Source organism: Polynucleobacter sp. AP-Melu-500A-A1 (assembly GCF_018882125.1).
In the GTDB taxonomy this organism is placed as follows: Bacteria; Pseudomonadota; Gammaproteobacteria; order Burkholderiales; family Burkholderiaceae; genus Polynucleobacter.
This window is the reverse complement of record NZ_JACVOZ010000002.1, coordinates 391,864-417,228: the sequence shown is the minus strand read 5'-3', so window position 1 is coordinate 417,228 and position 25,365 is coordinate 391,864. Positions and strand designations below refer to the sequence as shown.

At 45.6% G+C, this 25,365-nt stretch carries 21 protein-coding genes and 1 pseudogene; 21 read left to right on the top strand and 1 reads right to left on the bottom strand.

The window, feature by feature from the left end:
* The first annotated feature begins 21 nt into the window (after positions 1-21).
* The 10 genes and pseudogenes from ICN38_RS05445 (at position 22) to ICN38_RS05400 (ending at position 12,814) form a co-directional block, all read left to right on the top strand.
* Positions 22-1,437, top strand: coding sequence for a carbohydrate porin (locus ICN38_RS05445; protein WP_216255947.1), 1,416 nt, complete (start codon positions 22-24; stop codon positions 1,435-1,437).
* Positions 1,438-1,623: 186 nt separating this feature from the next.
* Entirely contained in the window at positions 1,624-3,168 is a 1,545-nt protein-coding gene (locus ICN38_RS05440) for a TolC family protein (RefSeq protein WP_216255945.1), read from the top strand.
* A 9-nt stretch (positions 3,169-3,177) separates the two neighbouring features.
* The gene (locus ICN38_RS05435) at positions 3,178-4,449 is read left to right on the top strand and encodes an efflux RND transporter periplasmic adaptor subunit (RefSeq protein ID WP_216255943.1); all 1,272 of its coding nucleotides are present in this window, start codon (positions 3,178-3,180) and stop codon (positions 4,447-4,449) included.
* Positions 4,450-7,527 (top strand): efflux RND transporter permease subunit, encoded by a 3,078-nt coding sequence (locus tag ICN38_RS05430; RefSeq protein ID WP_370624366.1) that lies wholly within the window; start codon positions 4,450-4,452, stop codon positions 7,525-7,527. It abuts the gene before it with no gap.
* A 24-nt stretch (positions 7,528-7,551) separates the two neighbouring features.
* Complete coding sequence (gene surE, locus ICN38_RS05425; RefSeq protein ID WP_216255941.1) at positions 7,552-8,355, top strand: 5'/3'-nucleotidase SurE; 804 nt, start codon at positions 7,552-7,554, stop codon at positions 8,353-8,355.
* A gap of 29 nt (positions 8,356-8,384) precedes the next feature.
* Positions 8,385-9,008 (top strand): annotated as a pseudogene (locus tag ICN38_RS05420) (protein-L-isoaspartate(D-aspartate) O-methyltransferase); the annotation flags it as partial.
* Entirely contained in the window at positions 9,005-9,808 is an 804-nt protein-coding gene (locus ICN38_RS05415) for a peptidoglycan DD-metalloendopeptidase family protein (protein WP_255562721.1), read from the top strand. The pseudogene ICN38_RS05420 and the gene ICN38_RS05415, both read left to right, overlap by 4 nt.
* Before the next feature lie 6 nt (positions 9,809-9,814).
* A complete protein-coding gene (locus ICN38_RS05410) occupies positions 9,815-10,636 on the top strand; it encodes a 3'-5' exonuclease (RefSeq protein ID WP_216255936.1) in 822 nt (273 codons plus the stop codon).
* Positions 10,629-12,062 (top strand): 23S rRNA (uracil(1939)-C(5))-methyltransferase RlmD, encoded by a 1,434-nt coding sequence (gene rlmD / locus ICN38_RS05405; RefSeq protein WP_216256263.1) that lies wholly within the window; start codon positions 10,629-10,631, stop codon positions 12,060-12,062. The genes ICN38_RS05410 and rlmD overlap by 8 nt, the downstream gene beginning before the upstream one ends.
* Before the next feature lie 335 nt (positions 12,063-12,397).
* Positions 12,398-12,814 carry a hypothetical protein gene (locus ICN38_RS05400; RefSeq protein WP_216255934.1) on the top strand — a complete coding sequence of 139 codons (417 nt, stop codon included), beginning with the start codon at positions 12,398-12,400 and terminating at the stop codon, positions 12,812-12,814.
* Between the two features lie 78 nt (positions 12,815-12,892).
* Here the strand turns inward: ICN38_RS05400 and ICN38_RS05395 are convergent, their stop codons facing one another.
* Positions 12,893-13,594 (bottom strand): Bax inhibitor-1 family protein, encoded by a 702-nt coding sequence (locus ICN38_RS05395; protein ID WP_216255933.1) that lies wholly within the window; start codon positions 13,592-13,594, stop codon positions 12,893-12,895.
* Positions 13,595-13,862: 268 nt separating this feature from the next.
* Between ICN38_RS05395 and ndk the strand changes: the two genes are divergently transcribed.
* The 11 genes from ndk (at position 13,863) to hflC (ending at position 25,352) form a co-directional block, all read left to right on the top strand.
* Positions 13,863-14,288: a nucleoside-diphosphate kinase gene (gene ndk / locus ICN38_RS05390; RefSeq protein ID WP_216255931.1), complete on the top strand. Its 426-nt coding sequence runs from the start codon at positions 13,863-13,865 to the stop codon at positions 14,286-14,288.
* Between the two features lie 72 nt (positions 14,289-14,360).
* Entirely contained in the window at positions 14,361-15,506 is a 1,146-nt protein-coding gene (rlmN, locus tag ICN38_RS05385) for a 23S rRNA (adenine(2503)-C(2))-methyltransferase RlmN (RefSeq protein WP_370624372.1), read from the top strand.
* Between the two features lie 4 nt (positions 15,507-15,510).
* Positions 15,511-16,770, top strand: a complete 1,260-nt coding sequence (gene ispG / locus ICN38_RS05380) for a flavodoxin-dependent (E)-4-hydroxy-3-methylbut-2-enyl-diphosphate synthase (RefSeq protein WP_216255927.1) — start codon at positions 15,511-15,513, stop codon at positions 16,768-16,770.
* 29 nt (positions 16,771-16,799) lie between these two features.
* Positions 16,800-18,128 (top strand): histidine--tRNA ligase, encoded by a 1,329-nt coding sequence (gene hisS / locus ICN38_RS05375; RefSeq protein ID WP_216255925.1) that lies wholly within the window; start codon positions 16,800-16,802, stop codon positions 18,126-18,128.
* 49 nt (positions 18,129-18,177) lie between these two features.
* On the top strand, positions 18,178-18,837 hold the full coding sequence (locus ICN38_RS05370; protein WP_216255923.1) for a tetratricopeptide repeat protein: 660 nt from the start codon (positions 18,178-18,180) through the stop codon (positions 18,835-18,837).
* Positions 18,837-19,991 (top strand): outer membrane protein assembly factor BamB, encoded by a 1,155-nt coding sequence (gene bamB, locus ICN38_RS05365; protein ID WP_216862726.1) that lies wholly within the window; start codon positions 18,837-18,839, stop codon positions 19,989-19,991. Before ICN38_RS05370 ends, bamB begins: the two co-directional genes overlap by 1 nt.
* Positions 19,988-21,352 (top strand): ribosome biogenesis GTPase Der, encoded by a 1,365-nt coding sequence (gene der / locus ICN38_RS05360; protein ID WP_216255919.1) that lies wholly within the window; start codon positions 19,988-19,990, stop codon positions 21,350-21,352. Before bamB ends, der begins: the two co-directional genes overlap by 4 nt.
* 165 nt (positions 21,353-21,517) lie before the next feature.
* Positions 21,518-21,760 (top strand): RNA chaperone Hfq, encoded by a 243-nt coding sequence (hfq, locus tag ICN38_RS05355; RefSeq protein WP_216255918.1) that lies wholly within the window; start codon positions 21,518-21,520, stop codon positions 21,758-21,760.
* Positions 21,753-22,994 (top strand): GTPase HflX, encoded by a 1,242-nt coding sequence (gene hflX, locus ICN38_RS05350; RefSeq protein ID WP_255562743.1) that lies wholly within the window; start codon positions 21,753-21,755, stop codon positions 22,992-22,994. Before hfq ends, hflX begins: the two co-directional genes overlap by 8 nt.
* Entirely contained in the window at positions 22,984-24,483 is a 1,500-nt protein-coding gene (gene hflK, locus ICN38_RS05345) for an FtsH protease activity modulator HflK (protein WP_216255914.1), read from the top strand. The genes hflX and hflK overlap by 11 nt, the downstream gene beginning before the upstream one ends.
* A complete protein-coding gene (hflC, locus tag ICN38_RS05340) occupies positions 24,483-25,352 on the top strand; it encodes a protease modulator HflC (RefSeq protein ID WP_216255912.1) in 870 nt (289 codons plus the stop codon). The genes hflK and hflC overlap by 1 nt, the downstream gene beginning before the upstream one ends.
* Positions 25,353-25,365: the final 13 nt, after the last annotated feature.

The window sequence follows — 25,365 nt, the reverse complement described above, 5'->3', positions numbered from 1 at the left end:
CAACTCAACCAGAAATCGTGAATGACCCGCAAGTTATATCTAACTCTCCTGTTGAGCATTTTCTGCACTCTTTTAAGTGCAGTTGCATTTGCGCAAAAAGCAGGATCAGGGGCTGATCAAATTGCTAGCTTTGCTGATGATATTCATTGGTTGCCAACAGAGGGTGAGCTTTTTGGGTTGCCAGTAAATTTTCACGGTCAAACCACTTATATTAATCAGCGCTACAACAATTTCAATGCCTCCTATTCTGGTGAAAATAGTATGGATCCTTTGAAATCCATGAGCTACACCTGGTCGGGGACTTTATTTTTCGGCGCACGCTTAGCACCCAATACGGATGTGTACTTTAATCCTGAAGTAGTCTCGGGCGTGCCATTTTCTGGTTTATTGGGTCTTGGTGGATTTACAAACGGTGAAGCCACTAAAGCTAGTGGCGCACAGGCAAAATTTTATTCTGCACGCGCCTTTGTGCGCCAAACGATTAATCAAGAGGGAAGCAAAGTACTCTTAGAGGATGATGCTAATCAAATCGCGCAGACCGTAAGTAGTAACCGGGTAGTCATCACTGCAGGTCAGTTTTCTACTTTAGATATTTTTGATGACAGTCGTTATGCAAAAGATCCCCGTGTTCAGTTTATGAACTGGGGCAATATGACATATCTTGCATATGACTACGCTGCCGATGCCCGCGGCTACAGCTGGGGCTTAGCAGGCGAGTGGTATTTGGATCATTGGGTATTGCGTGCTTCTCGCATGTTGGCGCCTAAGAGTCCTAATGGTCGAGATCTCAATTGGCAAATTTTTAATTCTTATGGTGATCAAGTTGAAATTGAGCGTCAGCACAATATTGCCGATCTGCCAGGTAAGGTTAGTGTGCTTGCCTATCGCAACAAAATGATCATGTCGCGTTTTCAGGATGCTACCAATTACATTAATGCCAATAATGCACAAGGTACACAAGCCATTAATAATGTTCGTACGAATTACCAATACAAAACGGGTGTGGGTCTTCATGGTGAACAAGCATTAACCAAAGACATGGGTGTCTATGGTCGCGCATTCACATCCGATGGCCATACTGAAACCATGTCTTTCACAGAAGCGGACAACTCTATTTCTGTTGGTATGGGTATGAATGGTACAAGTTGGGATCGTCCTAGTGACAGTATCGGTATTTCGATGATGCAAAATGGCCTCTCTAGCAATCGTAAAAATTACTTACAAGCTGGCGGCGTTTCCTATTTCATTGGTGACTATGCTGGTCCAGGCAAGACGATTAGCTATCGCCCCGAGCGCATTGCCGAAATTTATTACAACACCTTGATCGTGAAGAATGTTTTAGGTGGATTGAACTTCCAACACATTAGTAATCCAGCATATAACTCCGCTCGTGGACCAGTAAATATCCTATCTTTTAGGATTCATGCTGAGTTTTAAGTCTCAGATTGCTTCAGTTTTTCATTATTATCTTTGGAATCAATAAGATAGCGATTGTCAATAATTCGACTTTTGCCTTTTGTACCCTATAATCCTTAAAACCCTCTGATGCAGGCGTTCAAGAGATTCAAATCTGCCTCAGAGGCTGTAAAAACTGCATTTTTATTGATTTAGAGGCGGCCGCATTTGTTGATTCTCGGCACATACAAAACTCGTGCAGTAAACCCATACAAAAGGATTGTCAAACTGACACTCACTACTTTTGCAATTGGCATCCCCTCTTTTCCAGTATTTGCGCAAATAGGTGAAATTGCTGCCGCGCCTGTGACCGGTAGCGTCTTAGTGCAAATAGATCAGAGTAATACATTAGGTGCACCCCCTTTGATTGGTGCACAAGCTCCAGCACTAGATAAGAATGGTAAGCCAACAGAATCATTGCTGCCACCCACTCCTGCTAGCACTACCAAAATTTATACCATGCCAGCAGCAACAGGTCCATCAGAGATGGATTTGCGTCAGCTCTGGACCGAGCTCAAGCTTAATAATCCACAGTTAGCTTCTTTGCGTGAGTCCTATTTATCCGCTAAAGCAACGGTTCCGCAAATTGCTGCTCCGGCAAATCCTCAGATTGGTTTGGTGTGGTCTGGTATGCCATCGAATTCTCCTTTTGCCTTAGGAGGTGCCAATGCACCAACGGCTCAAAACCCGTCTGGCATTAGCAACAACAACTCTATTTCTTTTGCACAACCATTCCAGTTTCCTGGCAAGAAGAGTTTGGCTTCTGATATTGCCAACACTAACGCTGAAGCCCTATTGGCTCAGAGTGAAGCAAGCTATTTGCAACTGGGCGCACAACTATCCTCCTTATTTTATAGTGCGCTAGCTTCTCAAAAGCAGTTACAAGTCTTACGAGACTCAGTTGTGCGCTTGGAAATGATTAAGAACGTAGCTAAAGCGCGATATTCTAATAATGCTGCCGCTTATGTTGAATACCTGAATGCACAAGTAGCGCAAAGTGCAGCGCAGGCTGATCAATTTAATGCTGAGCGTCAGTTAGACGTGGCAATTAAAACTATTAATACTCTAGTAGGTCGTCACGCGAGAGAAAAATTGGTTTTACGTGCCGACGTACGTCGTGCTCTGAACAATGTCCCCACTTTAGTTGAGTTGGAAGATTATGCAGAGACAAGTCACCCATCACTGAAGAGCTCTTCGCTACAACTGGAGGCAGCTCGTAAAGGTGTTGACTTGGCGAAGAAAGCGTACTTGCCTGACTTTCAAGTCATCGGTTCCTCTTATACTCCTCGTGGGCCATTTGCTCCCAATAACGGTGCGATGTTTTATCAATTGGAATTTGATTTAATTATTCCGCTCTATTTCTTTACTAAGGAGAAGTACGGGGTAGAGCAGGCTCAACGTAGCCAAGCAGCAGCTGAGGCAGGCAATATTTCGAATCGTCAACAAATTGTCTTGGGCGTCAATACCGCCTACGCTGTTTATGAGCAAGCCAGAAACCAAACTCAGTTTTTGAGAGATCGCCAAGTCCCCCAGGCAGATGCAGCCTATAAGGTGGGTCTGACTCAATACTCTAATAATGGCCAAGGATTTAATGATTTGTTGACTGCGCAGACTCAACTGCGTAATTTAGAGATTGGATTGGCGCAAGCTGAGAGTAATCTCATGCAAGCGCAAGCTATTTTGTATGTTTCCGCTGGTAAAGAACCTTTTTAAGGAGCAGTTTTGATCACTAAGTTTCTTTCGCAATTGAAAAGTCTTTATGAGAAGGTCAAGCCTCACTTTCATAAAGCTGGGTCGCACTTATCTCATCGTTCGCAACTCGCATTTGCCAGTTTAGCTGGGCTCTATTGGAATCTGGGTCCGACTAATCGTTATCGTGTTCGCTTGGCTGCCTTTGCCTTTGCCATTCTTTCGCTTGGAATTGTGCTGGGGCGTGTGACCAACGTAAATCGCACTGTCAAAATTGAAACCTCAGATAAAGCGCTCAAGGTTGAAAAAAGCGGCGTGCTCGAATTAAAACTTCCTGGAGTTAAGCTCAACCCAGAGATCTATGTTTTTCAATCTGCTGAAAAAGTTCAGGTACCGGTTGATATTAAAGTTCCAGGGCGCTTGGCATTTAATGCAGAACGTTCCAAAGTGTTATCCGCGCGTGCACCAGGTAGGGTAGAGCGCATTTATGCTTTTGATGGTGCGCAAGTGAATGTGGGATCTCCCATAGTAGAGCTCTACAGCCCTGATTTTATTTCAGCTCAACAAGAGTATTTGCTCTCATCCAAAATCGCTAAGGTCTTGGTGGCAAATAAGTCGATGACTGATTTATTAGAGGATGCACGTTTCACACAAGATGCTGCCGCTAACCGAATGCGAAATCTTGGTGCCAGCGATGGTGATGTGAAGGCGATTGAAAATTCCGGCAAGACTCAGGCCAATCTAGTGATGCGTTCACCACTCAAAGGCGTTGTCGTAAAACGTAATGTAGAGCCTGGTGCTGCGGTAAGCTCAGGTGATGTATTGGCTACTTTGGCGGACCCTAAACATCTGTGGTTCCTAGGGAATGTCTTTGAACAAGATTTTCGGATGATTAAACAAGGCCAAAAGTTAATCTTGCAACTCGAGGCTTATCCCGATAAAGAATTTGTGGCTTACGCAAATTACATTGCGCCAACAATTGATCCGCAAACCCGCGCCTTATTAATTCGTGCTGATGTTGAAAATACTGATGATTTATTACGTCCCGATATGTTTGCTTCTGCTCGACTGACTACTGGTACGGCTGATGCGATTGTGGTGCCGCAAACGGCAATTGTGCGTATTCGTGAAGCACGCTATGCCATCATCAAAGTCGGTGATGAGACATTCCGCCGTGTACCTGTAAAAGGTTATGACTTAAATAGTAAGAGCTTTGCTATTACTGAGGGTGTTGAGCAAGGTTGGAAAGTACTCGCTGAAGGCGCCGTGTTATTGAATGACCGCTTTGCTAAACAGGAGGACTAAGTGAGCATTTTCACCTCCTTTATTCGAGGGGTTGTTGAGAAGCGCGTGCTTGTCATCTTTGCTTCGATCGCATTGCTTGGGCTGGGAATGTTCAGCTTAAGCAAGCTGCCAATTCAGCCTTATCCCGGAGTAGCGCCACTCACGATTCAGGCGATTTCGCAATGGCCTGGTAGAAGTACTACCGAGGTAGAGCAGCAGGTCACTATTCCTGTTGAAAATGCCTTAGCGGGTATTCCGGGGCTACAGGCATTCCGCTCCGTTTCATTATTTGGACTTTCTGTTGTTACTCTCAAATTTAACGATACAACTGATCCGTTTAAGGCTCGCCAGATTTTTATTAGCAACTTGGCAAATGTCGATTTTCCGCCAGGAGTGACCTCTAGCATTAGTCCTGATTCAGATGCTACTGGCGAGATCATGCGCTATGAAGTGCGCTCGGATTACGCCTCATCTACGCAGCTTAAGACATTGCAAAACTATGAGATCTATAAGGAGCTCAAGCAGACGCCGGGCGTAGCTGATGTCTCATCATTTGGCGGTAAAGTTCGTCAATACCAAGTGATTGTGAGTCCTGAGAGTTTGCAGTCCAAAGGCATTTCTGTAACACAGATGATTGCAGCCTTGACCAATGCCAATAGCAATACTGGTGGTGGCCTATTGCCTGCAGGAGAGCAGCAGTTTGTAGTTCGCGGAGTTGGCCTACTAAAAAATATTGAAGACATCAAGCAAGTTGTGATTACCATCAATAATGGTGTGCCGATTCGGGTAGGGGATGTCGCAAGAGTAGAGATTGGTAATGCACCTCGTCTTGGCATGTTCCAATTTAATGAAAATCCTGATTCAGTAGAAGGTATTGTGTATTTGCGACGTGGCGAGAATGCCACCGAAGTTTTGGCCCGCGTTCACAATACTGTGAACAATATTAATAGACATGTGCTGCCGCCCGGCATTGAAGTAAAACCATTCTATGACCGTCAGGTCTTACTCGATATCACTATCGGTACGGTTAAGCACACCCTTTTCTTTGGCATCTCTTTGGTCTTAGCGGTGCTGTTTTTCTTTTTGGGTAATTTACGTGCAGCAGCAGTGGTAGCAGCAGTTATCCCCTTGGCGCTGTGTGTGTCATTTATTCAGATGCATATCTGGAGTGTTCCAGCCAATCTCATTTCCCTAGGTGCGATTGACTTTGGTGTGATCGTCGATTCGGCGGTGATTTTGACTGAGAATGTGATGCGACACCTAGAGGAAGGCGGTAAGCGCTTAAATCAAAGCATCGTATTGGCTACCAGTGAAGTTCAGCGCGCAATGATTTATTCAACCGGCATCATCATTGTTGCTTACTCACCATTATTCTTTATGGGTGGTGTCGAAGGTATTATTTTTAAGCCGATGGCCTTTACGATGGGCTTTGCCTTAATTGCAGCAATGGTCTTAAGTCTGACCTTTTTACCGGCCATGGTCTCTTTGGTATTTGGTGAAAACCTTGCCCATAAACCACCAGCATTTATTACCAAGATCTTGGGTAGCTATAAGCCGCTCCTAAGAAAATGGATGGATCGTCCATTAACAGTCTTTGCTGTAGCAGTATTTGTATTGGGTCTGACTCTCTTGAGCATGACACGGCTTGGCACGGCATTTTTGCCAACTCTGGAAGAAAACAATATTTGGTTGCGCGTGACCTTGCCTAATACCGTGGATTTGGATTACTCCGTAAAAGTGGCCGATCAACTCCGCGGAACTTTCTTAAAGCAGCCAGAAATCGATAAGGTGGCAGCTCAGATTGGGCGACCAGATGATGGCACAGATTCGACCGGTGTATTTAACCAGGAATATGGCTTGTACTTAAAGAGCCCCGAGACTATGCCGCCAGGCTCAACTAAGAAGGACTTAATCACCAATTTAGAAACAGAGCTAAACAAGATCCCTGGCATTACTTATAGCTTCTCGCAATACATTCAAGATAACGTGAATGAAGCCTTATCTGGTGTTAAGGGCGAAAACTCCGTCAAGATTTATGGTACCGATCTTGAAGTTTTAGATCAAAAAGCACATGAGGTGATTGATCAGCTCAAGAAGGTGCCTGGCATTGCAGACGAGGGTATCTTAAAAGAGTTGGGTCAACCTACCTTGAATATCCAGATTGACCGTGACCGTGCTGCTCGCTATGGCATTAATGTGACTGATATCCAAACTGTAGTAGCCAATGCGATTGGTGGCGCTGCAGTGACAAACTTACTAGAAGATGAAAAGACCTTTGGTATTGCGATTCGTTTAAATGAAGGTAGCCGCAATGATGTGGCTGATATAAGGCGCTTATTGGTAGATTCGGCTGATGGAAAATCTATCCCCTTAGCCATGGTTGCCAGTGTTCAGTTAACTGATGGCCCATTCTTTATCTATCGCGAAGCAGGCAAGCGCTATATTGCAATTAAATTTAGCGTACGCAATCGTGACTTGGGTAGTGCTGTAGAAGATGCACAATTCTTAGTAGAGAAAAATATTACTTTGCCGCCAAATTATTCGATTAGCTGGGATGGTCAGTTTAATCAAATGAAACAAGCACAGAAAAAGTTGATGTTGATTGTTCCCTTGGCTTTACTGGGAATCTTCCTCTTATTAGTGAGCGCCTTTGGTAACTTCCGAGATGCCTTTATTGTGATGATTAATGTGCCATTCGCTGCTATTGGTGGAGTCATTGCTTTGCATCTAGCAGGAGAGACCTTAAGTATTTCGGCATTCTTTGGTTTCTTGTCGCTCTTTGGTATTGCCATTCAAGATGGAGTCATTTTGATTTCATTTATTAATAAGACAGCAGCCACGGAACATAGCTCGATGAAAGACGTCATGGTAGAAGGTGCTGCATTACGCGTAAGACCGGTATTAATGACAGCTATGTTGTCTGGTTTAGGTCTTTTGCCAGCAGCCTTATCGCATTCCATCGGTTCAGAAGCGCAGCGTCCTCTGGCCCTCGTGATTGTTGGCGGTATGGTGACTACGACGATCCTCACGCTCTTGGTATTACCGGTTATCTATGGTTGGTTTAGAGGCCGCGCTTTAACCCAAGCAAACAATATTTAAGAAGATCGAAAGTGCAATGATTCTATGAGCAATCATCAGCCCCATATTTTGGTTTCTAATGATGATGGCTATCTAGCCCCAGGTCTTTTGGCTTTGGTTGAGGCTGTTCGTCCTTTGGGCCGCATTACTGTGATTGCACCAGAGCAAAATCATAGCGGTGCTTCAAACTCACTAACTCTCTCTCGCCCGCTGTCGATTCACCGTGTTGCAGGAGGAGAGCGTGATGGATTCTTTTTTATTAACGGCACTCCTACCGATTGTGTCCACGTTGCGATGACTGGTTTTTTAGATCAGAAACCTGACTTGGTGATCTCTGGAATTAATCAAGGCGAGAACATGGGTGAGGATGTTTTGTACTCAGGGACGGTGGCAGCAGCTGTAGAGGGTGTGATGTTTGGAGTACCCGGCATTGCTTTTTCACAAATTGATCGCGGCTGGAATCGTATTGAAGATGCTGCCAAAGCGGCACATGATATCGTTGCGCAAATGCTGGTATCTAAGCTCGCTAGCCCCCAATTGGCTCGCGAAGATGGCGCTGCAACACTACTCAATGTGAACATTCCCAATCGTCCTTATGCTGACCTTTACCGTTGGCGAGTCACTCGCTTGGGCAATCGTCACCATTCTCAACCGGTAGTCGTGCAAGATAGTCCAAGGGGTGAAAAGATTTACTGGATTGGTGCTGCAGGGAATGTCAAAGATAACTCTGAAGGTACCGACTTTCATGCGATCGATGAAGGCTGCATTTCGATTACACCAATGCAGTTGGATCTAACGCATCATGCCCGTTTAGCAGCGATGCGTGATAACGGCTGGGATCGCGGTTGAAGGCTCCTACAGAACGTTTTGCTGCTTATCGACAAGCATTAGCAGCAAAGGTCCATGCTGGTGGTATCAAGCATGGCAAAACGCTAGAAGCAATTGCAACCGTGCCACGCCATGCTTTTATGGATGCGGGTTTGCATGCACAGGCCTATGAAGATTCAGCTCTGCCGATTGGACATCAGCAAACGATTTCTAAACCCTCTGTTGTGGCGCGCATGATTGAGTTACTCCATAAGCCTAGACATAAATTAGGCAAAGTACTGGAGATTGGTACTGGTTGCGGCTATCAAGCCGCAGTTTTGAGTTTGCTAGCGGAGGAGGTCTATTCCATTGAACGCATTCGCCCCTTGCATGACATGGCTAGAGCTAAGTTGCGACCATTTCGGATTAACAATCTACGTTTAATTTATGGTGATGGCATCTTGGGCTTACCTCAAGCCGCGCCATTTGATGGGATTATTTTGGCCGCTGCTGGACTGGGTATTCCAGATGCTCTGTTAGATCAGTTGGCTATTGGTGGGCGCTTGGTTGCCCCAGTAGCTAGAAATGAAAAAGAGCAGCAGTTGGTTCTAGTCGAAAGAATGAGTTCCCAGCGCTATCAAAGAACCGTTCTAGACGAGGTCTTTTTTGTCCCCTTACAATCAGGGGTAGTATGAAACCCTTATTTCCATCAATGCCTAAATCTTTTACTAAATCTACCATCCTAATGGTGATCAGTGCCTCTATGGTGCTGATGGTAGGATGTTCTTCAACTCGCACTAAACCAGCAACTGTGACAGATCGTAGTGCAGGTTCATCTCCGTCTTATGAGCCAGCGCCTCCTGGCTATTATCGGGTAAAGAAAGGCGATACTGTAGCGAGAATCGCTCTAGATAATGGTCAAGCACCACGTGATGTGGCCCAGTGGAATATTGCAGCTAACCCAAGTTTCAATCCAAACGTGATTGAAGTAGGTGACTTAATTTTGGTCAAGCCGCCAGCAAGTGCAAAATCGAGCAAACCTATTGAAGCAAAGACGATTGATCCTGATAAGACAGATTCTCCCAAAGCAGATACAAGTAAGACACCTGCGAGCAAACCTGAAATGGTTGCTGAGCCTGGAATTCGTTTGTCTTGGCCTGCAAAAGGCAAAGTAACGGATGAGTTTAGTGATAAAAATAAAGGAATTGATATCGCCGGTAAGGTTGGTGAATCTATTCAGGCAGCATCCGATGGCAATGTCGTTTATGCGGGTAACAGTTTGCGTGGTTACGGCAATCTCATCATCATCAAGCACGACAACACTTACCTTACGGCTTACGCGCATAACAGCAAACTCTTGGTAAAAGAGGGTGACAATGTACGCAAAGGGCAGAAGATTGCTGAGATGGGTGACACCGATACCAATTCTCCAAAACTGCATTTTGAATTGCGCGTTAACGGTAAGCCAGTGAATCCTACTCCTTACTTACAGTAAGCGGCCATGGCCACAGTTCTTGTTTTTGACATTGAAACCATTCCAGATGTGGTGGGACTACGCCGTCTAGAAGATTATCCCGATACGATGAGCGATACCGAGGTTGCTTCAAAGGCGATGGCTGAGCGTGCCGCCAAAACCGGTAGTGAATTTCTGCCACTCTTTTTACAAAAGATTGTGGCAATCTCCTGCGTGATTCGTAGAACCACTAAAGAGGGCACCCCCCAAATTAAAGTGGGTACCTTAGGTACTCCACAAGATGATGAAAAAGTGTTGGTGCAATCATTCTTTGATCTGATTGAAAAGTACACTCCGCAGCTAGTGTCCTGGAATGGCAGTGGCTTTGACTTGCCAGTACTTCACTATCGCGCCTTGGCAAACCATATTCAAGCGCCACGCTACTGGGAAATGGGTGATAGCCAGGAAGCGGATAGCCGTGACTTTAAATGGAATAACTACATCAGTCGCTATCACATGCGTCATCTCGACATGATGGATCTCTTGGCTAAATTTAATGGCAGAGCTAATGCGCCCTTAGATGGCTTAGCAAAACTCTGCGGCTTTCCTGGAAAGATGGGAATGGATGGCAGCCAAGTCTGGCCTGCTTATCAAGACGGCAAAATTGATGACATCCGTCGTTATTGCGAAACTGATGTGGTCAATACTTATCTGATGTATTGCCGCTTTCAATTGCTACGTGGTGGCTTCTCATTGGAAGAGTACCAAGAAGAAATTGCTTTTGTAAAAACCTATTTAGAAAAAGAAGCTAAAGAGCCTAATGGTGCTCAATGGCAAGCATATCTCCAAGGTTTTTCTGCGGATGCGTAGAGGGGATAAGCCAGTCAATATTGAAGTGACTGAGCCAGTAAGAGTTGAAGCACTCGATTTAGATGCCCAAGGTATTGCCCGCTTAGCGCCCAATACTGAAGAGGCTGAGCAAGGACAGAGCGGTAAAGTCATTTTCATCAAGGGTGCACTACCAACAGAGCTCGTTACGTACACCATCACCAGTGACAAAGCGCGTTTTAGTAAAGCCAAAATACGCCAAATTCTCAAGCCCGCAGTGTTTAGAGCGATACCCAAATGCAAAGCCTTTGGTATTTGTGGTGGCTGCACTATGCAGCATCTTGATATTCGCGCGCAAGTAGCGATGAAGCAACGTGTGCTTGAGGATGACTTGCAACATATCGCCAAAATCAAGCCACTTGAAATTTTGCGACCAATGGGTGGCCCTGAATGGGAATATCGCCATCGCGCTCGCTTAAGTGCTGTGAATAGATCAATTAAAAAAGGCACAGTCCTCATTGGATTTCATGAGGGCAAGAGTGGCTACGTGGCCGACATGACTGCTTGTGAGATTTTGCCAAAGCATGTTTCTGATTTACTTCCAGAGATGCGCAAGTTGGTTATGGGTTTATCGATCGTCGATCGCATGCCACAAATTGAAGTAGCAGTAGGGGAGCCAGAAGATCCTAGCTCTAATGACCCTCAAAAACAAAAGCCGGTTACGGCATTGGTCTTTCGAAACCTACAGCCCTTAACTGGAGCTGACGAGCAGCTCTTAAGGGATTTTGCTGATCAGCACAGGGTTTGGATTTGGCTACAACCTAAAGGCATTGAAAGCGTCGTACCGTTTTATCCAAAGACTGGCAAGCTGTGTTATCGCTTACCAGAGTTTGACATCGAAATGCCGTTTAAGCCGACTGACTTTACCCAAGTCAATCATATGATGAATCGTGCGCTAGTCAGTAGAGCAATTCGATTATTGGAAGTAAAAGAAACTGATCATGTGCTTGATCTATTTTGTGGAATCGGTAACTTCACATTACCCCTTGCTAGAAAAGTCTCGCATGTTTTGGGTATAGAAGGATTAGAAACTTTAACTACTCGCGCAAAAGCGAATGCAAAACATAATGGCTTAGAAAGCAAAGTCAGTTTTATACAAAGTGATTTGTTTTTAAGTACTCCTGAAACGATTGTTTCCTGGGGAAAAGCAGAGCGTTGGTTAATGGACCCACCACGAGAGGGTGCGATGGAGATTTGTAGAGCGCTTACACAGCTTCATGCACAGTCAAGCAATCTTCTCCCACAACGGATTGTCTATATCTCCTGTAACCCAAAAACCCTCGCAAGAGATGTCGATATTTTGTGTCATCACGCTGGCTATACGCTCAGTAGTGCTGGTATCGTCAATATGTTCCCCCACACTTCCCACGTGGAGTCGATAGCCGTTTTTGATAGGCTCATTTCCTAAAAAACTTTAATAAAGCACTAAGGCCTTGTTTTTATGCACTTAATATGTGCCAAAAACTCCTTTTTTGGCTATAAGCGGTGCATAAGCGTCTAAATCTACTCTTATATAAGAGTAGATTGAACTTGTGCGGTGATGCCTAACCGTTAGCGTTTCAGCCCACCAACAGGAGTGTGTGATGAAAGCCTCAGATAGTTTTGCGATCATTTTGATTTTGATTGCACTGTCTTATGCGATAAACATGTTTGTTGCGAACTAGCTAGATAAGGCAGTAGCGCGATATCGTTGTGTGATAAAACATCGTTGTAATCTTTACCAATCTCACATAAAGGTATCTTATGAAATCAATTATTAGCCTCACGCTTGGCCTCGGGATCAGCTTCCTTGTAAATGCTCAGAGCATCCCCACTTTAGCAAAGGTCTACAGCGGTAGTACTACCGAAACCTCTGTTAATGCCTCTAAAAAGAATCCCAAGACTCAAATGCAAAAAGTAACGGCAACTTTAACCGTCCTCAAGCAAGATGGCCCGCACGTTGAGTTTACTTATGAGAACCCATCATACAAAGCCTTTGAGATCGGTACGATTTCTCCAGACGGTAAAAGACTGCAGATTGCTTATAAGGGTGGCTTAGGATTTTATGACATTAGCGAAAATAAATTAGTCGGTTGCGGATCTGGTCGCGTGAATGAAGGACCATTTGCACAATGGATTAATACTTATTACGCTTGGTGTGATGATTTAACTGCGAAGTAAAAACATGCGTGACTGATGCAATTTAGGTAGAAAAGAAAAAAGGCGCCTAGGCGCCTTTTATTCATTGAGTCTGAATGCTTAGTCTTTATTGCCGCCAAAGATGCCCAAGAGTGCGAGCAAGTTGGTGAAGACGTTATACACATCTAAGTAGATAGCTAGTGTGGCCATGATGTAGTTTGTTTCACCGCCATGCACCACACGTTGTACGTCAACCAGGATGAAGGCAGAAAAGATCGCAATAGCCAACACCATTACGGTCAGCATCAAGGCAGGCAGTTGCAACCAGATATTGGCTAAAGAAGCCACGATCAAGATTAATACACCAACCATCAGCCATTTACCCATTCCGGAAAAGTCGCTCTTGCTCACTGTTGCAATCGTTGCCATGGTTGCAAAGATCGCAGCAGTACCGCCGAAAGCTAGCATCACCAGAGTGGCGCCATTGCTATAGCTATTTAAAGTGAAGCCGACTAAGCGGGACAGCATGAGACCCATAAAGAAGGTAAAGCCTAGAAGAAGGAGCACCCCTAAACCGGTATCTTTATTTTTCTCAATTGCCCAGAAGAAGCCGAATGCCACTGCCATAAAGACAACAAAACCTAAGAAAGGACTTTCTGCCATGAAGTTAAAGCCCATTGCAATGCCAAGCCAAGCTCCAATAACAGTTGGAACCATGGACAGCGCCAATAAGGCGTAGGTATTGCGCAGTACGCGGTTGCGTACTTGGGTAGTGCTTATCGAGCCTGTTTGCCCAAAGCCGTAAGAGTTCAGATCACTCATATTGACTCCTTCTTTATCGTAAATTCAAGAGCCCATGAAGGGCTGTTGTTGATAAGTATAGACAAAATAGGTAAATTTCAAGTCCCCACCCCAAAAGACTACAAATCATGGGGTTATGCCCTGTAAATTCAAAGGCTTAGCCCTACTCATATAGGGGTAAATACGGTCAGGCATTGTATAATTCGGGGGTCGTTGGAGTAGGGCATGCGCTAAGGCTGAATTTAGCCCTATCCCACAAATATCTATGAAATCACTATTGGAGTCTTGAATGGCAATTGAACGCACCCTATCTATTATCAAACCTGATGCTGTCGCTAAAAACGTCATCGGCAAAATTTATGACCGTTTTGAATCCGCTGGTTTGAAGATTATCGCGTCCAAAATGGCGCAGCTCTCACAATCTGAAGCAGAGCAATTCTATGCTGTTCACGCTGCCCGTCCTTTTTTCAAGGATTTAGTGAGCTTTATGATTTCTGGTCCCGTCATGATTCAAGTATTGCAAGGTGAAGGCGCTATTGCTAAGAATCGCGATTTGATGGGTGCTACTGATCCGAAGAAGGCAGACAAAGGCACTATTCGTGCTGATTTTGCTGACAGCATTGATGCAAACGCGGTTCATGGTTCTGATGCTCCTGAAACAGCTGCCGTGGAAGTTGCATTCTTCTTCCCAGGTATGAATGTTTTTAATCGTTAATCCATAACCTATTTATAAGTAGGCGCATTGACCTCCCCGCGCGTAAATCTCTTAGATTTTGACGCTGACCAAATGGCGGCGTATGTCGCGGGGTTAAATGAAAGGCCCTTTAGGGCGAAGCAGCTCATGCAATGGATACATCAACGCGGTGTATCTGATATCAATGATATGAGTGATCTAGCAAAAAGCTTCAGAGCAAACTTGCTAGATAAAGCAGAAGTACTTTCTCTTCCCGTAATGAAGGATGAGCATGCCACAGACGGAACTCGTAAGTGGTTACTCGATGTGGGCGCTGGCAATGCCGTGGAATCCGTTTTTATTCCGGAAGATGGGCGCGGTACTTTATGCATCTCTTCCCAGGCTGGTTGCGCTGTCAATTGCCGTTTTTGCTCGACAGGGCGTCAAGGTTTCTCGCGTAACCTCACCTCCGGTGAAATCATTGGGCAGTTGTGGTTTGCAGAGCATCTTTTACGTAATGATCCAGAAGCCGTGCGCAGAATCGAAAAATATCCAACCCCGGGTTGGGAGCACACTGGCCGTGTGATCTCAAATGTGGTAATGATGGGTATGGGCGAGCCCTTACTCAACTACGATAACGTGGTAACTGCATTGCGTTTAATGTTAGATGACAGAGCCTATGGCTTATCGCGTCGACGTGTCACTGTGTCTACCTCCGGTGTAGTGCCGATGATTGATCGTTTAGCGCAAGATTGCCCGGTTGCTTTGGCAGTGTCATTACATGCACCCAATGATGCTTTGCGTGATCAGCTAGTACCGCTCAATCAGAAATATCCTTTACGAGAATTACTCGCTGCTTGTGAACGCTATTTACCATTTGCACCGAGAGATTTCTTGACCTTTGAATATTGCATGCTCGATGGTGTGAATGATTCGGACATCCAAGCAAAAGAATTGGTTCGATTGCTCAAAAATATTAAGTGCAAAATCAACCTCATCCCATTTAATCCATTCCCCGAATCAGGCCTCAAGCGTTCACCTGCTCAGCGGGTTCATGCCTTTGCTAACATCTTGCTAGAAGCAGGTATGGTCGCTACAGTACGTAAGACGCGCGGTGATGATATTGCCGCTGCTTGTGGCCAGTTGGCTGGCGATGTGGTTGACCGTACCCGAGTCCGTGAACGAGCTATACATGATTTAGAAATTATTCAAGCAGAAGTTCAAGAGCAGCCGATAGAATGGCTCAAGAGGTTAGATTAATCATATGAGTAACTTGTCACCACTTCCTTTAGGGCCATCCCCTAAGCGCGCAACCCGTCAAGCAACCGTTGCTTGGAAAACTAACATCATTACTGTTGGTGGCGATGCGCCTGTCCGCGTTCAGTCAATGACCAATACCGATACTGCCGATGCAGTAGGCACTGCTATTCAAGTAAAAGAGTTGGCGCGTGCTGGCTCAGAGTTGGTACGTATTACCGTTAATACCCCAGAAGCAGCGGCTGCAGTACCTTACATTCGTGAGCAGTTAGACAAGATGGATATCTTGGTGCCATTGATTGGGGATTTTCATTACAACGGCCATACTTTATTAAACGATTTTCCTGAATGCGCTAAAGCGCTCTCAAAGTACCGTATCAACCCTGGCAATGTCGGCAAGGGTGCGAAGCGGGATCCACAGTTTGCACAAATGATTGAAGCTGCATGCAAATACGATAAGCCTATTCGCATTGGGGTGAACTGGGGAAGCTTAGATCAAGAGCTCTTAGCGTCCATCATGGATAGCAATGCAGCACTCCCTGATCCTAAAACTGCGCAAGAGGTCATGATCGAGGCTTTAATTCAGTCTGCCTTGCAATCTGCAGAAAAAGCAGTGGAGTTCGGTATGAATCCCAACCAAATTTTGCTCTCATGCAAGGTTAGCAATGTGCAAGATCTTGTAGCGGTCTATCGTGATCTCGCGCGCCGTTCTGACTATCCTTTGCATTTGGGTTTAACTGAAGCTGGTATGGGTAGCAAAGGGATTGTGTCCTCTACTGCAGCGATGGGTATTTTGTTGCAAGAAGGTATTGGCGATACGATTCGCGTTTCTTTAACACCAGATCCTGGCGCACCTCGCGAGAATGAAGTCATCGTAGCCCAAGAGATTTTGCAAACAATGGGCTTGCGCAATTTCACGCCCATGGTAATTGCTTGTCCTGGTTGTGGCAGAACCACTAGTACTACCTTCCAAGAGTTGGCTGCCAATATCCAATCGTATCTGCGCCAGCAAATGCCAATTTGGAAGAAAACCCATCCTGGTGTTGAAGAGATGAATGTGGCTGTGATGGGTTGCATCGTCAATGGGCCCGGGGAGAGTAAGCATGCCAATATTGGTATTTCTTTGCCGGGAACTGGCGAGACTCCTGCTGCTCCAGTATTTGTGGATGGCGTTAAAGTAAAAACATTGCGCGGCGATAATATTGCCCAAGAGTTTCAGGTGATTGTGGATGACTACGTCAAACAGAATTACGCTGCCAAGGCTTAATCAAGCTGAACTAGAACAATAATAAAAAAATGACAGACCAAAAGAACCCCGTCAAAGTGCAGAAGACGCAAAAAATCAATGGCGTGCGTGGCATGAATGATTTGCTGCCAGCCGATGCTGCACAGTGGGCGCATCTTGAACATGTATTGCGAGATCTCACGAGGGCGTATGGCTACGAGTTTTTGAGAACGCCGATTGTAGAAGCAACGGCCGTATTTCAGCGTGGTATTGGTGAAGTGACCGATATCGTTGAAAAAGAAATGTATTCCTTTGAGGATCGTTTAAATGGTGAGCAACTCACCTTACGCCCCGAGGGAACTGCGGCACTGGTCCGGTCCGTCATTGAAAATAATTTGTTGTACGAAGGGCCTAGGCGTCTCTGGTACACCGGTCCGATGTTTCGTCATGAGCGTCCACAGCGAGGTCGCTACCGCCAGTTTCATCAGTTTGGGATTGAAGCTTTAGGATTTGCTGGGCCGGATATCGATGCAGAAATTATTCTGATGGGTCAACGTCTTTGGGATGAGTTGGGTTTGAAAGGCGTTCGTTTAGAAATCAACTCATTAGGTCAAGCCAATGAGCGTGCCGAACACCGTGCTGCCTTAGTGACTTATTTTGAAAAGCATCAGAGTCAATTGGACGAAGATTCACAACGTCGCTTACTTTCCAATCCTTTACGCATTTTGGATTCTAAAAATCCAGAGATGCAGACCTTGATTGAGGGCGCCCCTAAGTTATTGGATTTCTTGGGTGAAGAGTCTCTTGCGCATTTCAATGCAGTACAAGCTTTACTGAAAGCAAACAATATTCCTTGCAAGATCAATCCGCGCTTGGTGCGTGGATTGGATTATTACAACCTCACCGTTTTTGAGTGGATTACTGAAGAGTTGGGTGCGCAGGGAACTATTGCTGGCGGTGGTCGTTATGACCCTTTGATTGAGCGCATGGGTGGCAAAGCAGCTCCTGCCTGCGGTTGGGCAATGGGCATGGAGCGCGTACTCGATCTCATGAAGGTTTCTGGCACGATTCCTGAGCCCCAAGCCCAATGCGATATCTTTGTATTGCATCAAGGTGGCGAGACTTTAACTGCAGCAATGATTATTGCTGAGCGACTTCGTAGCGCAGGAATTGATGCGATTCTGTTTTGTCCGCCTGATGGACAATCTGCTAGCTTTAAGTCACAAATGAAGAAGGCTGACAGTAGCGGCGCTGCTTTTGCTGTCATCATTGGGCCTGATGAATTGGCGAAGAATGAGGCTCAGTTGAAGGACTTACGGGGCAGTGGTGAGCAAAAAGCTGTGTCTTTAGATGGGGTTTTAGAAGCAGCAATTGATGCCTTGGTAGGCGCCTCCGAATAGAATAAGCCTAATGATGAACGCAATTAACTATAAATAAGCTTGGATTGACATGCCTTTAGATTTAGAAGAACAAGAACAATTAGACCAGTTCAAAGCATTTTGGCAAAAGTACCGCAACCTGATCATTGGGGTGTTAACGGTAGCTTTGTTTGCTTATGCTGCCTATAGCGGCTATCAATGGTGGCGCAATAGCCAAGCCATTGAAGCATCAAAGCTTTACGAGACCATGGTAGTTGCTATTGGCAAAGGCGATAAAGATCTCACTTTGCGCGCTGCCAATGATTTGCAAAAAGATTTTGCTCGCACTCCTTACGCTGCGATGTCTAGTTTGGTAGCCGCTCGCATTGCGTCGGATGCTGGTGATAGCGCTAAAGCAATCGAATATCTGCGTTGGGCTGCTAAGAATTCCTCTAATGATGCGTACTTAGCATTGGCTAAATTGCGATTGGTATCCCAGTTAATTGAGCTGGGTAGCGAAAAAGATTTGGCTGAAGCTGATCAGATTCTGAAAGATAAACCCGTTCAGGGATTTGATGCTTTATGGCTTGAGCGTCGTGGCGATTGGTATTTAGCGCAAAAGAAAAATACTGAAGCTAAAGCTAGCTATCAAGAGGCATGGAAAAAATTAGACCAAGCAAAAGAGTTTCCTGAGGAGGCGCGCCGCCTCTTGAAAGTGAAATTAGATGCTGTTGGAGGCACTACGCAGTGATGATTACGATGAAGTGTCTTACTAGAAAGTTAGCAAGTATTTTGATCTTGGGCTTTGTCGCTATAGTGCTTGTTGCCTGCTCTGGAAACGCGCGTGTACGCAAGCCTTCTGAGTTAACACCTGTCAACAATCAGTTTGAGATGGTTCCTATGTGGACTGTTGATATTGGCTCTTCAGAAACATTTAATTTTCATCCGGCTATTGCAGGCGATGGTGCCTATACCGCATCACATGGCGGTGATATCACCAAGATTGATTTAGCAACCGGTAAAAAAATGTGGGAAGCATCCGTTCCTGAGCGCCTTGCTATTGGCCCGGGCTCCGATGGTCGAGTGACTGCGGTAGTGGGTATTAAAGGGAATGTTTATGCTTTTGACGATACTGGTAAAGCACTGTGGAATGTCAATATTGGCAGTGAAGTATTAAGTGAACCTGTAGTGGCTGGTGGCATCGTGATTGTAAGGGCCTTAGATAATCGTTTTATTGGTTTGGACGCACAAACGGGTGTTCGTAAATGGAGCTATCAGCGTCCCCAATCGGCATTGTCCTTGCGTGTTGGATATGGCATGTTGCCGATTAATAACGAGGTCGTGGTCACTGGCTTTTCAGGCGGACGTTTTGGCATGATCGCAATCGCCAATGGTGGATTGATTTGGGAGACCCCCGTTTCTTTTCCTAAGGGCTTTTCAGAGATCGAGCGTTTAAATGACGTCACTGCTAAACCGAGTATAGAAGGTGAGGTTGTTTGTGCCGTCTCTTATCAGGGCCGTATTGGGTGCGGTCAGATTCGCACAGGAAATCTTCTGTGGTTTAAAGATTTTTCTAGCTACACTGGCACCGCACAAAGTACTGACATGGTGTTTTCTGCAAATGAGAAATCCAATATCACTGCATTTGCTAGCAAAGATGGTACTCAGATTTGGGAGAACACCAAGCTAACCTACCGCGATGTAGGTGAACCCCTCGCTGTTGGTAAGGTTCTGCTAATGGGTGATGCGGAAGGGTATGTCCATGCATTTTCACAGGCGAGCGGCGAGAATATTGCGCGCTTTCGTCATGACAGTAGTCCAATCACAGCCGCCCCTATATCAGTGGGTGGTCTCATCTTGATTCAGTCTCAGGGTGGAAAACTAGCGGCGTACAGTCCAAAATGAATCCAGTCATCACCATTGTCGGTCGACCTAATGTTGGAAAGTCGACACTCTTTAATCGCCTGACGCGTTCACGCGATGCATTGGTGGCAGACTTTTCAGGCTTAACCAGGGATCGTCACTACGGTAAAGGCCGCATTGGTGAGCGCGCATTTATTTGTGTGGATACTGGTGGATTTGAGCCAGTTGCTAAGGTCGGCATTGTTGCTGAAATGGCTAAGCAAACTAAGCAGGCGGTTGCTGAGTCAGATATCGTGATCTTCTTGGTAGATGGTCGCTTGGGTTTAGCGCCTCAAGACCGAGTGATTGCAGACTTCTTACGCAAAACCGGCCGCCCCATTATTTTGGCGGTTAATAAAACTGAAGGTATGCAGGCTGGCGTAGTCACTGCAGACTTCCATGAATTGGGACTGGGCGAACCTTTTCCGATTTCATCGGCACACGGTGATGGTGTACGTGGTCTGCTAGACGATGCCTTAGATTCTTTAGGCATTGCTGAACCAGAAGAGGAAGTATTAGCCAACGATCCAAATCGCCCGATGAAGATTGCAGTGGTAGGGCGCCCGAACGTTGGTAAATCTACTTTAATTAATAAGTTGATTGGTGAAGAGCGTGTCATTGCATTTGATATGCCAGGTACAACTCGTGATGCCATTGAAGTGCCGTTTGAGCGCAATGGCAAACCGTATATCTTGGTTGATACTGCTGGCTTGCGTCGTCGCGGCAAAGTATTTGAAGCGATTGAAAAATTTTCAGTAGTCAAAACTTTGCAAGCGATTGCCGATTGCAACGTCGTTATTCTGATGCTAGATGCACAACAAGATATTTCTGAGCAAGATGCCCATATTGCTGGATTTATTGTGGAGGCGGGACGTGCCTTGGTAGTGGCTGTTAATAAATGGGATGGTTTAGATTCTTATGTAAAAGAGCGTGCCCGGTTGGAGATCGCGCAAAAATTACGCTTTTTAGACTTTGCTAATGTGCATCCCATTTCCGCCAAGAAGGGTACTGGCCTCAAAGAATTATTTAAAGATGTGGATTCAGCCTATGCTGCAGCAATGGCGAAGCTACCAACCCCACGTTTAACGCGTATCTTGCAAGAGGCCATTGAGCATCAACAACCTAAACGGGTTGGCATGGGACGGCCAAAATTGCGTTATGCACACCAAGGGGGCATGAATCCTCCTATTGTGGTGATTCACGGTACCTCCCTCAGCGGTGTAACGGATAGCTATAAAAGATACTTGGAAGGTCGATTTAGGGACGTTTTCAAGTTGCGCGGCACACCTTTACGGATTCAGATGAATACCGCTAAGAACCCTTATGTTGACGAGGATAAAGGGAAAAAGGGCAAAAAGCGGTAATTTTCAGATAAGCTTTCAGTTCAGGGCTTGAATTTTATCAATTGAACCCAACTTAGAAGTTTGTAGGAATTACTCTTTACAGGAATTGCCAATCATCATTAATACAGTCAGCACATTAAATAAAAAAAGCAAGACTCCCAAAATACAAAATCAATAAGGAGCAGTATGAATAATAAACAAATCCAATTGCTACAAGATCCTTTTTTAAACGCTTTGCGTAAAGAGCACGTACCAGTTTCCATTTATTTGGTAAATGGTATTAAATTGCAAGGCAATATCGAATCATTTGATCAGTATGTTGTGCTATTGCGTAATACTGTTACGCAGATGGTTTACAAACATGCGATCTCTACAATCGTTCCCGCTCGTGCGATTGATTTCCGTATAGAAGAAGGCGCCCCTGTATAACACTGGAGTAGATGCGCCGCGCGCTGTCTTGGTTGGGGTTGATACAGGTCGGGAAGATTTTGCTGACAGCATGGCTGAGCTTAGTCTCTTGGCTGACAGTGCTGGTTCCATACCTACCGCTAGCGTCATTGCCCGTAAGGGAAAAACGGATCCTGCTTTATTTATTGGCTCAGGAAAGGTCAACGAGCTTAAGCGTTTGATGGAAGAAAATGATGCAGAACTTGCCATCTTTAACCATCCCCTTTCGCCCACACAGCAACGCAATTTAGAGCGCCATCTTGGCCGTCATGTAATGGACCGAACAGGTTTGATTTTGGATATCTTTAGTCAAAGAGCACAAAGTCATATTGGTAAAACTCAAGTTGAATTAGCGCAAGTTCGCTATCGAATGTCACGCTTGGTGAGGGCATGGAGCCACTTAGAGCGTCAACGTGGAGGTATTGGTGTACGTGGTGGTCCAGGCGAAACACAAATGGAGCTCGATCGCCGCATGCTGGCTACCAAAGCGAAGCGCCTAGAAAATGAGCTCGAGAAATTACAGCGTCAGCAAAGAACTCAGAGAAGGGCGCGCAATCGTAAGGATGTGTTTTCAGTGTCCTTGGTTGGCTATACCAATGCGGGTAAATCCACCCTATTTAATGCCCTTACCAAGGCGGGTACCTATGCCGCAGACCAGCTTTTTGCCACGCTAGATACCACCTCCAGAAAGGTCCATTTAGAGGGGGTGGGGTCGATTGTGGTCTCCGATACCGTGGGATTTATCCGGGATCTGCCGCATCAACTCGTTGAGGCATTTAGAGCTACTTTGGATGAAACCATCCATGCCGACCTGATTTTGCATGTCATTGATGCCTGTAGTCCAGTTTCTAGAGAGCAAAAAGCGGAAGTCGAGGCTGTTTTGGAGGAAATCGGGGCAGATGAGATCCCCCGCATTGAGGTGATGAATAAAATCGACCTGATGCCGCAAACCTTTACTCGTGGCGCCCAATTGGAGCGTGATGGGGAGGGGGTCCCCAGCCAGATTTTCCTCTCAGCCCAGACCGGCTTGGGCCTTGATTTGTTGAGATCTGCCTTGGCTGAATGCTCTCAAATGACTGATAGAATAAGGGTCGAACACAACCGTGCCAAGAAGCAGATGGCCCCGGATGAATTTTTAGTCCCTTTACCCGAACGACCAGAATCTTCTGAATTTAATCCGATTCCCAACCGAAGCTATCTTCCAAATGACGCGTAAATTTTTAGACCTTTTTTCGGTAAATGATCCAGGTTGGGGCAATAGCCACAATGCCAATGGATCAAAAGATGCCAAAGATGGCCAGGGTAATGATCAAACTCCAAAAGCAGATCCTGGAAATGGCAATCAGCCGGCTGATGCGCAACCCAAAAATTCTCCAGTAAGCCCACCTGCAGCTAAACCAGACGGTCCTCCAGATTTGGATGAGTTATGGCGTGACTTCAATGATAGGATTGCCGGCATTTTTGGCGGCAAGAAAAAGCCTGGCTCTAGTAGCGCACCTAAATCTAAACCTAGTAGCACGGATATTCCTCCGCCTTCGGAGCGCGGTGGCCAAGGTGGTGGTAACGGTGGCACCCCTATGTTTGAATTTAAAAACCCCTTTAGTTCTAAAGCCAGTATTTTGCTCGCAGCAGCGGGTGTGTTCTTTATTTGGATTTGTAGTGGATTTTTTATCATTCAAGAGGGTCAAGCTGGCGTCATCATGACCTTTGGTAAATATGACTACACCGCAAAGCCTGGTATTAACTGGAGAATGCCCTGGCCTATTCAGTCTGATGAAACGGTCAATCTCTCCGCTGTGCGTTCTGTTGAAGTAGGCCGCCCAGTATTGATTAAGGCAACCAATCAAAAAGATTCTTCGATGTTGACTGAAGATGAAAATATCATCGATGTCCGCTTTGCTGTGCAATATCGCCTCAAAGATCCAACGGATTATTTATTTAATAATCGTGATCCTGATACCGCAGTCATTCAGGCTGCAGAAACCGCTGTTCGTGAAATTGTGGCGCGCAGCAAGATGGATACTGTCCTCTATGAAGGGCGTGAAAAGATTGGCATTGATTTAGCAAGCTCCATCCAGAAAATTTTAGATAGCTATAAGACTGGTATTTTTGTCACCAGCGTCACTGTTCAAAATGTACAACCACCAGAACAAGTACAAGCTGCTTTTGATGACGCTGTCAAAGCAGGGCAAGATCAAGAACGTTTAAAAAGTGAAGGTCAGGCGTATGCCAATGACATCATTCCCCGTGCTAAAGGAACTGGTGCGCGTTTGATACAAGAGGCTGAAGGATACAAGGCGCGAGTAGTTGCTACTGCTGAAGGAGATGCCACTCGATTCAAGCAGATTCTAGTTGAGTATGCGAAGGCGCCCCAGGTGACCCGTGACCGTATGTACATTGATAGCATGCGCGAGATGTATAGCAATGTAACGAAAGTCTTGGTGGATACTACGAAGAGCAATAGTTTATTGTATTTGCCCTTAGATAAGATTGTGGCGCAAGTGAGTGCTGAAAGTGCGCAGACTGCCGCTAGTCAAACTGCTCCAAGTAGTTCACCTACACCAACAGGTTCTGTGACAGTAGGTGGGGCGACCGGAGTGAATAATCCCGCTCCAAGCCCTAGCGCTTCTCCAAGTCCTGCACCATCAGTCAATAATGCGGATAAGCGTGATGGTTTACGTAGTCGTGATCGGGAGGCTAGATAATGAATCTTAATCGCCTCATTGCGGCTGCAATCGCTTTCATAGCACTGATATATATACTCTCGTCCAGTATTTTTGTAGTAGATCAACGTAAATTTGCGGTGGTCTTTTCTTTTGGTCAGATTGTGCGTGTCATTGAGAAGCCAGGTCTACAAATTAAGTACCCAGCACCATTTGAAAGTGTTCGCTTCTTTGATCGCAGAATTCTGACGATTGATAATCCAGAAGCAGAGCGTTTTATTACTGCTGAGAAGAAAAATTTGTTGGTGGATTCTTATGTGAAGTGGCGCATCGTTGATCCCCGTAAATTCTTTATTAGCTTTAAGGGAGACGAGCGCTTGGCTCAGGATCGATTAACGCAATTGGTACGATCTGCGCTAAACGAAGAGTTCACTAAGCGCACTGTGCGTGAGTTGATCTCTGATCAGCGTGAGCAAGTGATGCAAGGGATTCGTAAAAAAGTGGCTGATGATGCTTCCGATATTGGTGTAGAAATCGTTGATGTACGTTTGAAGCGCGTAGACCTTTTGGCCGAAATTAGTGATTCTGTATATCGCCGCATGGAAGCAGAGCGTAAGCGAGTTGCGAATGAATTACGTTCGATGGGCGCTGCGGAGTCAGATAAGATTCGCGCTAATGCGGAGCGTCAACGCGATACGATTTTGGCTGAGGCTTATCGCGATGCTCAAAAGATAAAGGGTGCTGGTGATGCTAAAGCAACGGCGCTTTATGCAGAAGCCTTTGGGCGTGACGCACAATTTGCCCAGTTCTATCAAAGCTTAGAAGCCTATCGCAGCTCTTTCAAGGATAAGAAAGATGTCATGGTGGTTGAGCCCAATGGTGAGTTCTTCAAGTTTCTGCACAAAAAATAAGAAAGTAAATTTT

Bases quoted from the DNA above. Each gene is read 5' to 3' on its own strand.
- ICN38_RS05415 (WP_255562721.1), top strand. From the start codon at position 9,005: ATGAAACCCTTATTTCCATCAATGCCTAAATCTTTTACTAAATCTACC.
- bamB (WP_216862726.1), top strand. From the start codon at position 18,837: ATGATTACGATGAAGTGTCTTACTAGAAAGTTAGCAAGTATTTTGATC.
- ICN38_RS05445 (WP_216255947.1), top strand. From the start codon at position 22: ATGACCCGCAAGTTATATCTAACTCTCCTGTTGAGCATTTTCTGCACT.
- ispG (WP_216255927.1), top strand. From the start codon at position 15,511: ATGAGTAACTTGTCACCACTTCCTTTAGGGCCATCCCCTAAGCGCGCA.
- hisS (WP_216255925.1), top strand. From the start codon at position 16,800: ATGACAGACCAAAAGAACCCCGTCAAAGTGCAGAAGACGCAAAAAATC.
- hfq (WP_216255918.1), top strand. From the start codon at position 21,518: ATGAATAATAAACAAATCCAATTGCTACAAGATCCTTTTTTAAACGCT.
- ndk (WP_216255931.1), top strand. From the start codon at position 13,863: ATGGCAATTGAACGCACCCTATCTATTATCAAACCTGATGCTGTCGCT.
- ICN38_RS05400 (WP_216255934.1), top strand. From the start codon at position 12,398: ATGAAATCAATTATTAGCCTCACGCTTGGCCTCGGGATCAGCTTCCTT.
- der (WP_216255919.1), top strand. From the start codon at position 19,988: ATGAATCCAGTCATCACCATTGTCGGTCGACCTAATGTTGGAAAGTCG.
- rlmN (WP_370624372.1), top strand. From the start codon at position 14,361: ATGGCGGCGTATGTCGCGGGGTTAAATGAAAGGCCCTTTAGGGCGAAG.
- hflK (WP_216255914.1), top strand. From the start codon at position 22,984: ATGACGCGTAAATTTTTAGACCTTTTTTCGGTAAATGATCCAGGTTGG.
- surE (WP_216255941.1), top strand. From the start codon at position 7,552: ATGAGCAATCATCAGCCCCATATTTTGGTTTCTAATGATGATGGCTAT.
- hflC (WP_216255912.1), top strand. From the start codon at position 24,483: ATGAATCTTAATCGCCTCATTGCGGCTGCAATCGCTTTCATAGCACTG.
- ICN38_RS05410 (WP_216255936.1), top strand. From the start codon at position 9,815: ATGGCCACAGTTCTTGTTTTTGACATTGAAACCATTCCAGATGTGGTG.
- rlmD (WP_216256263.1), top strand. From the start codon at position 10,629: ATGCGTAGAGGGGATAAGCCAGTCAATATTGAAGTGACTGAGCCAGTA.
- ICN38_RS05370 (WP_216255923.1), top strand. From the start codon at position 18,178: ATGCCTTTAGATTTAGAAGAACAAGAACAATTAGACCAGTTCAAAGCA.
- ICN38_RS05395 (WP_216255933.1), bottom strand. From the start codon at position 13,594: ATGAGTGATCTGAACTCTTACGGCTTTGGGCAAACAGGCTCGATAAGC.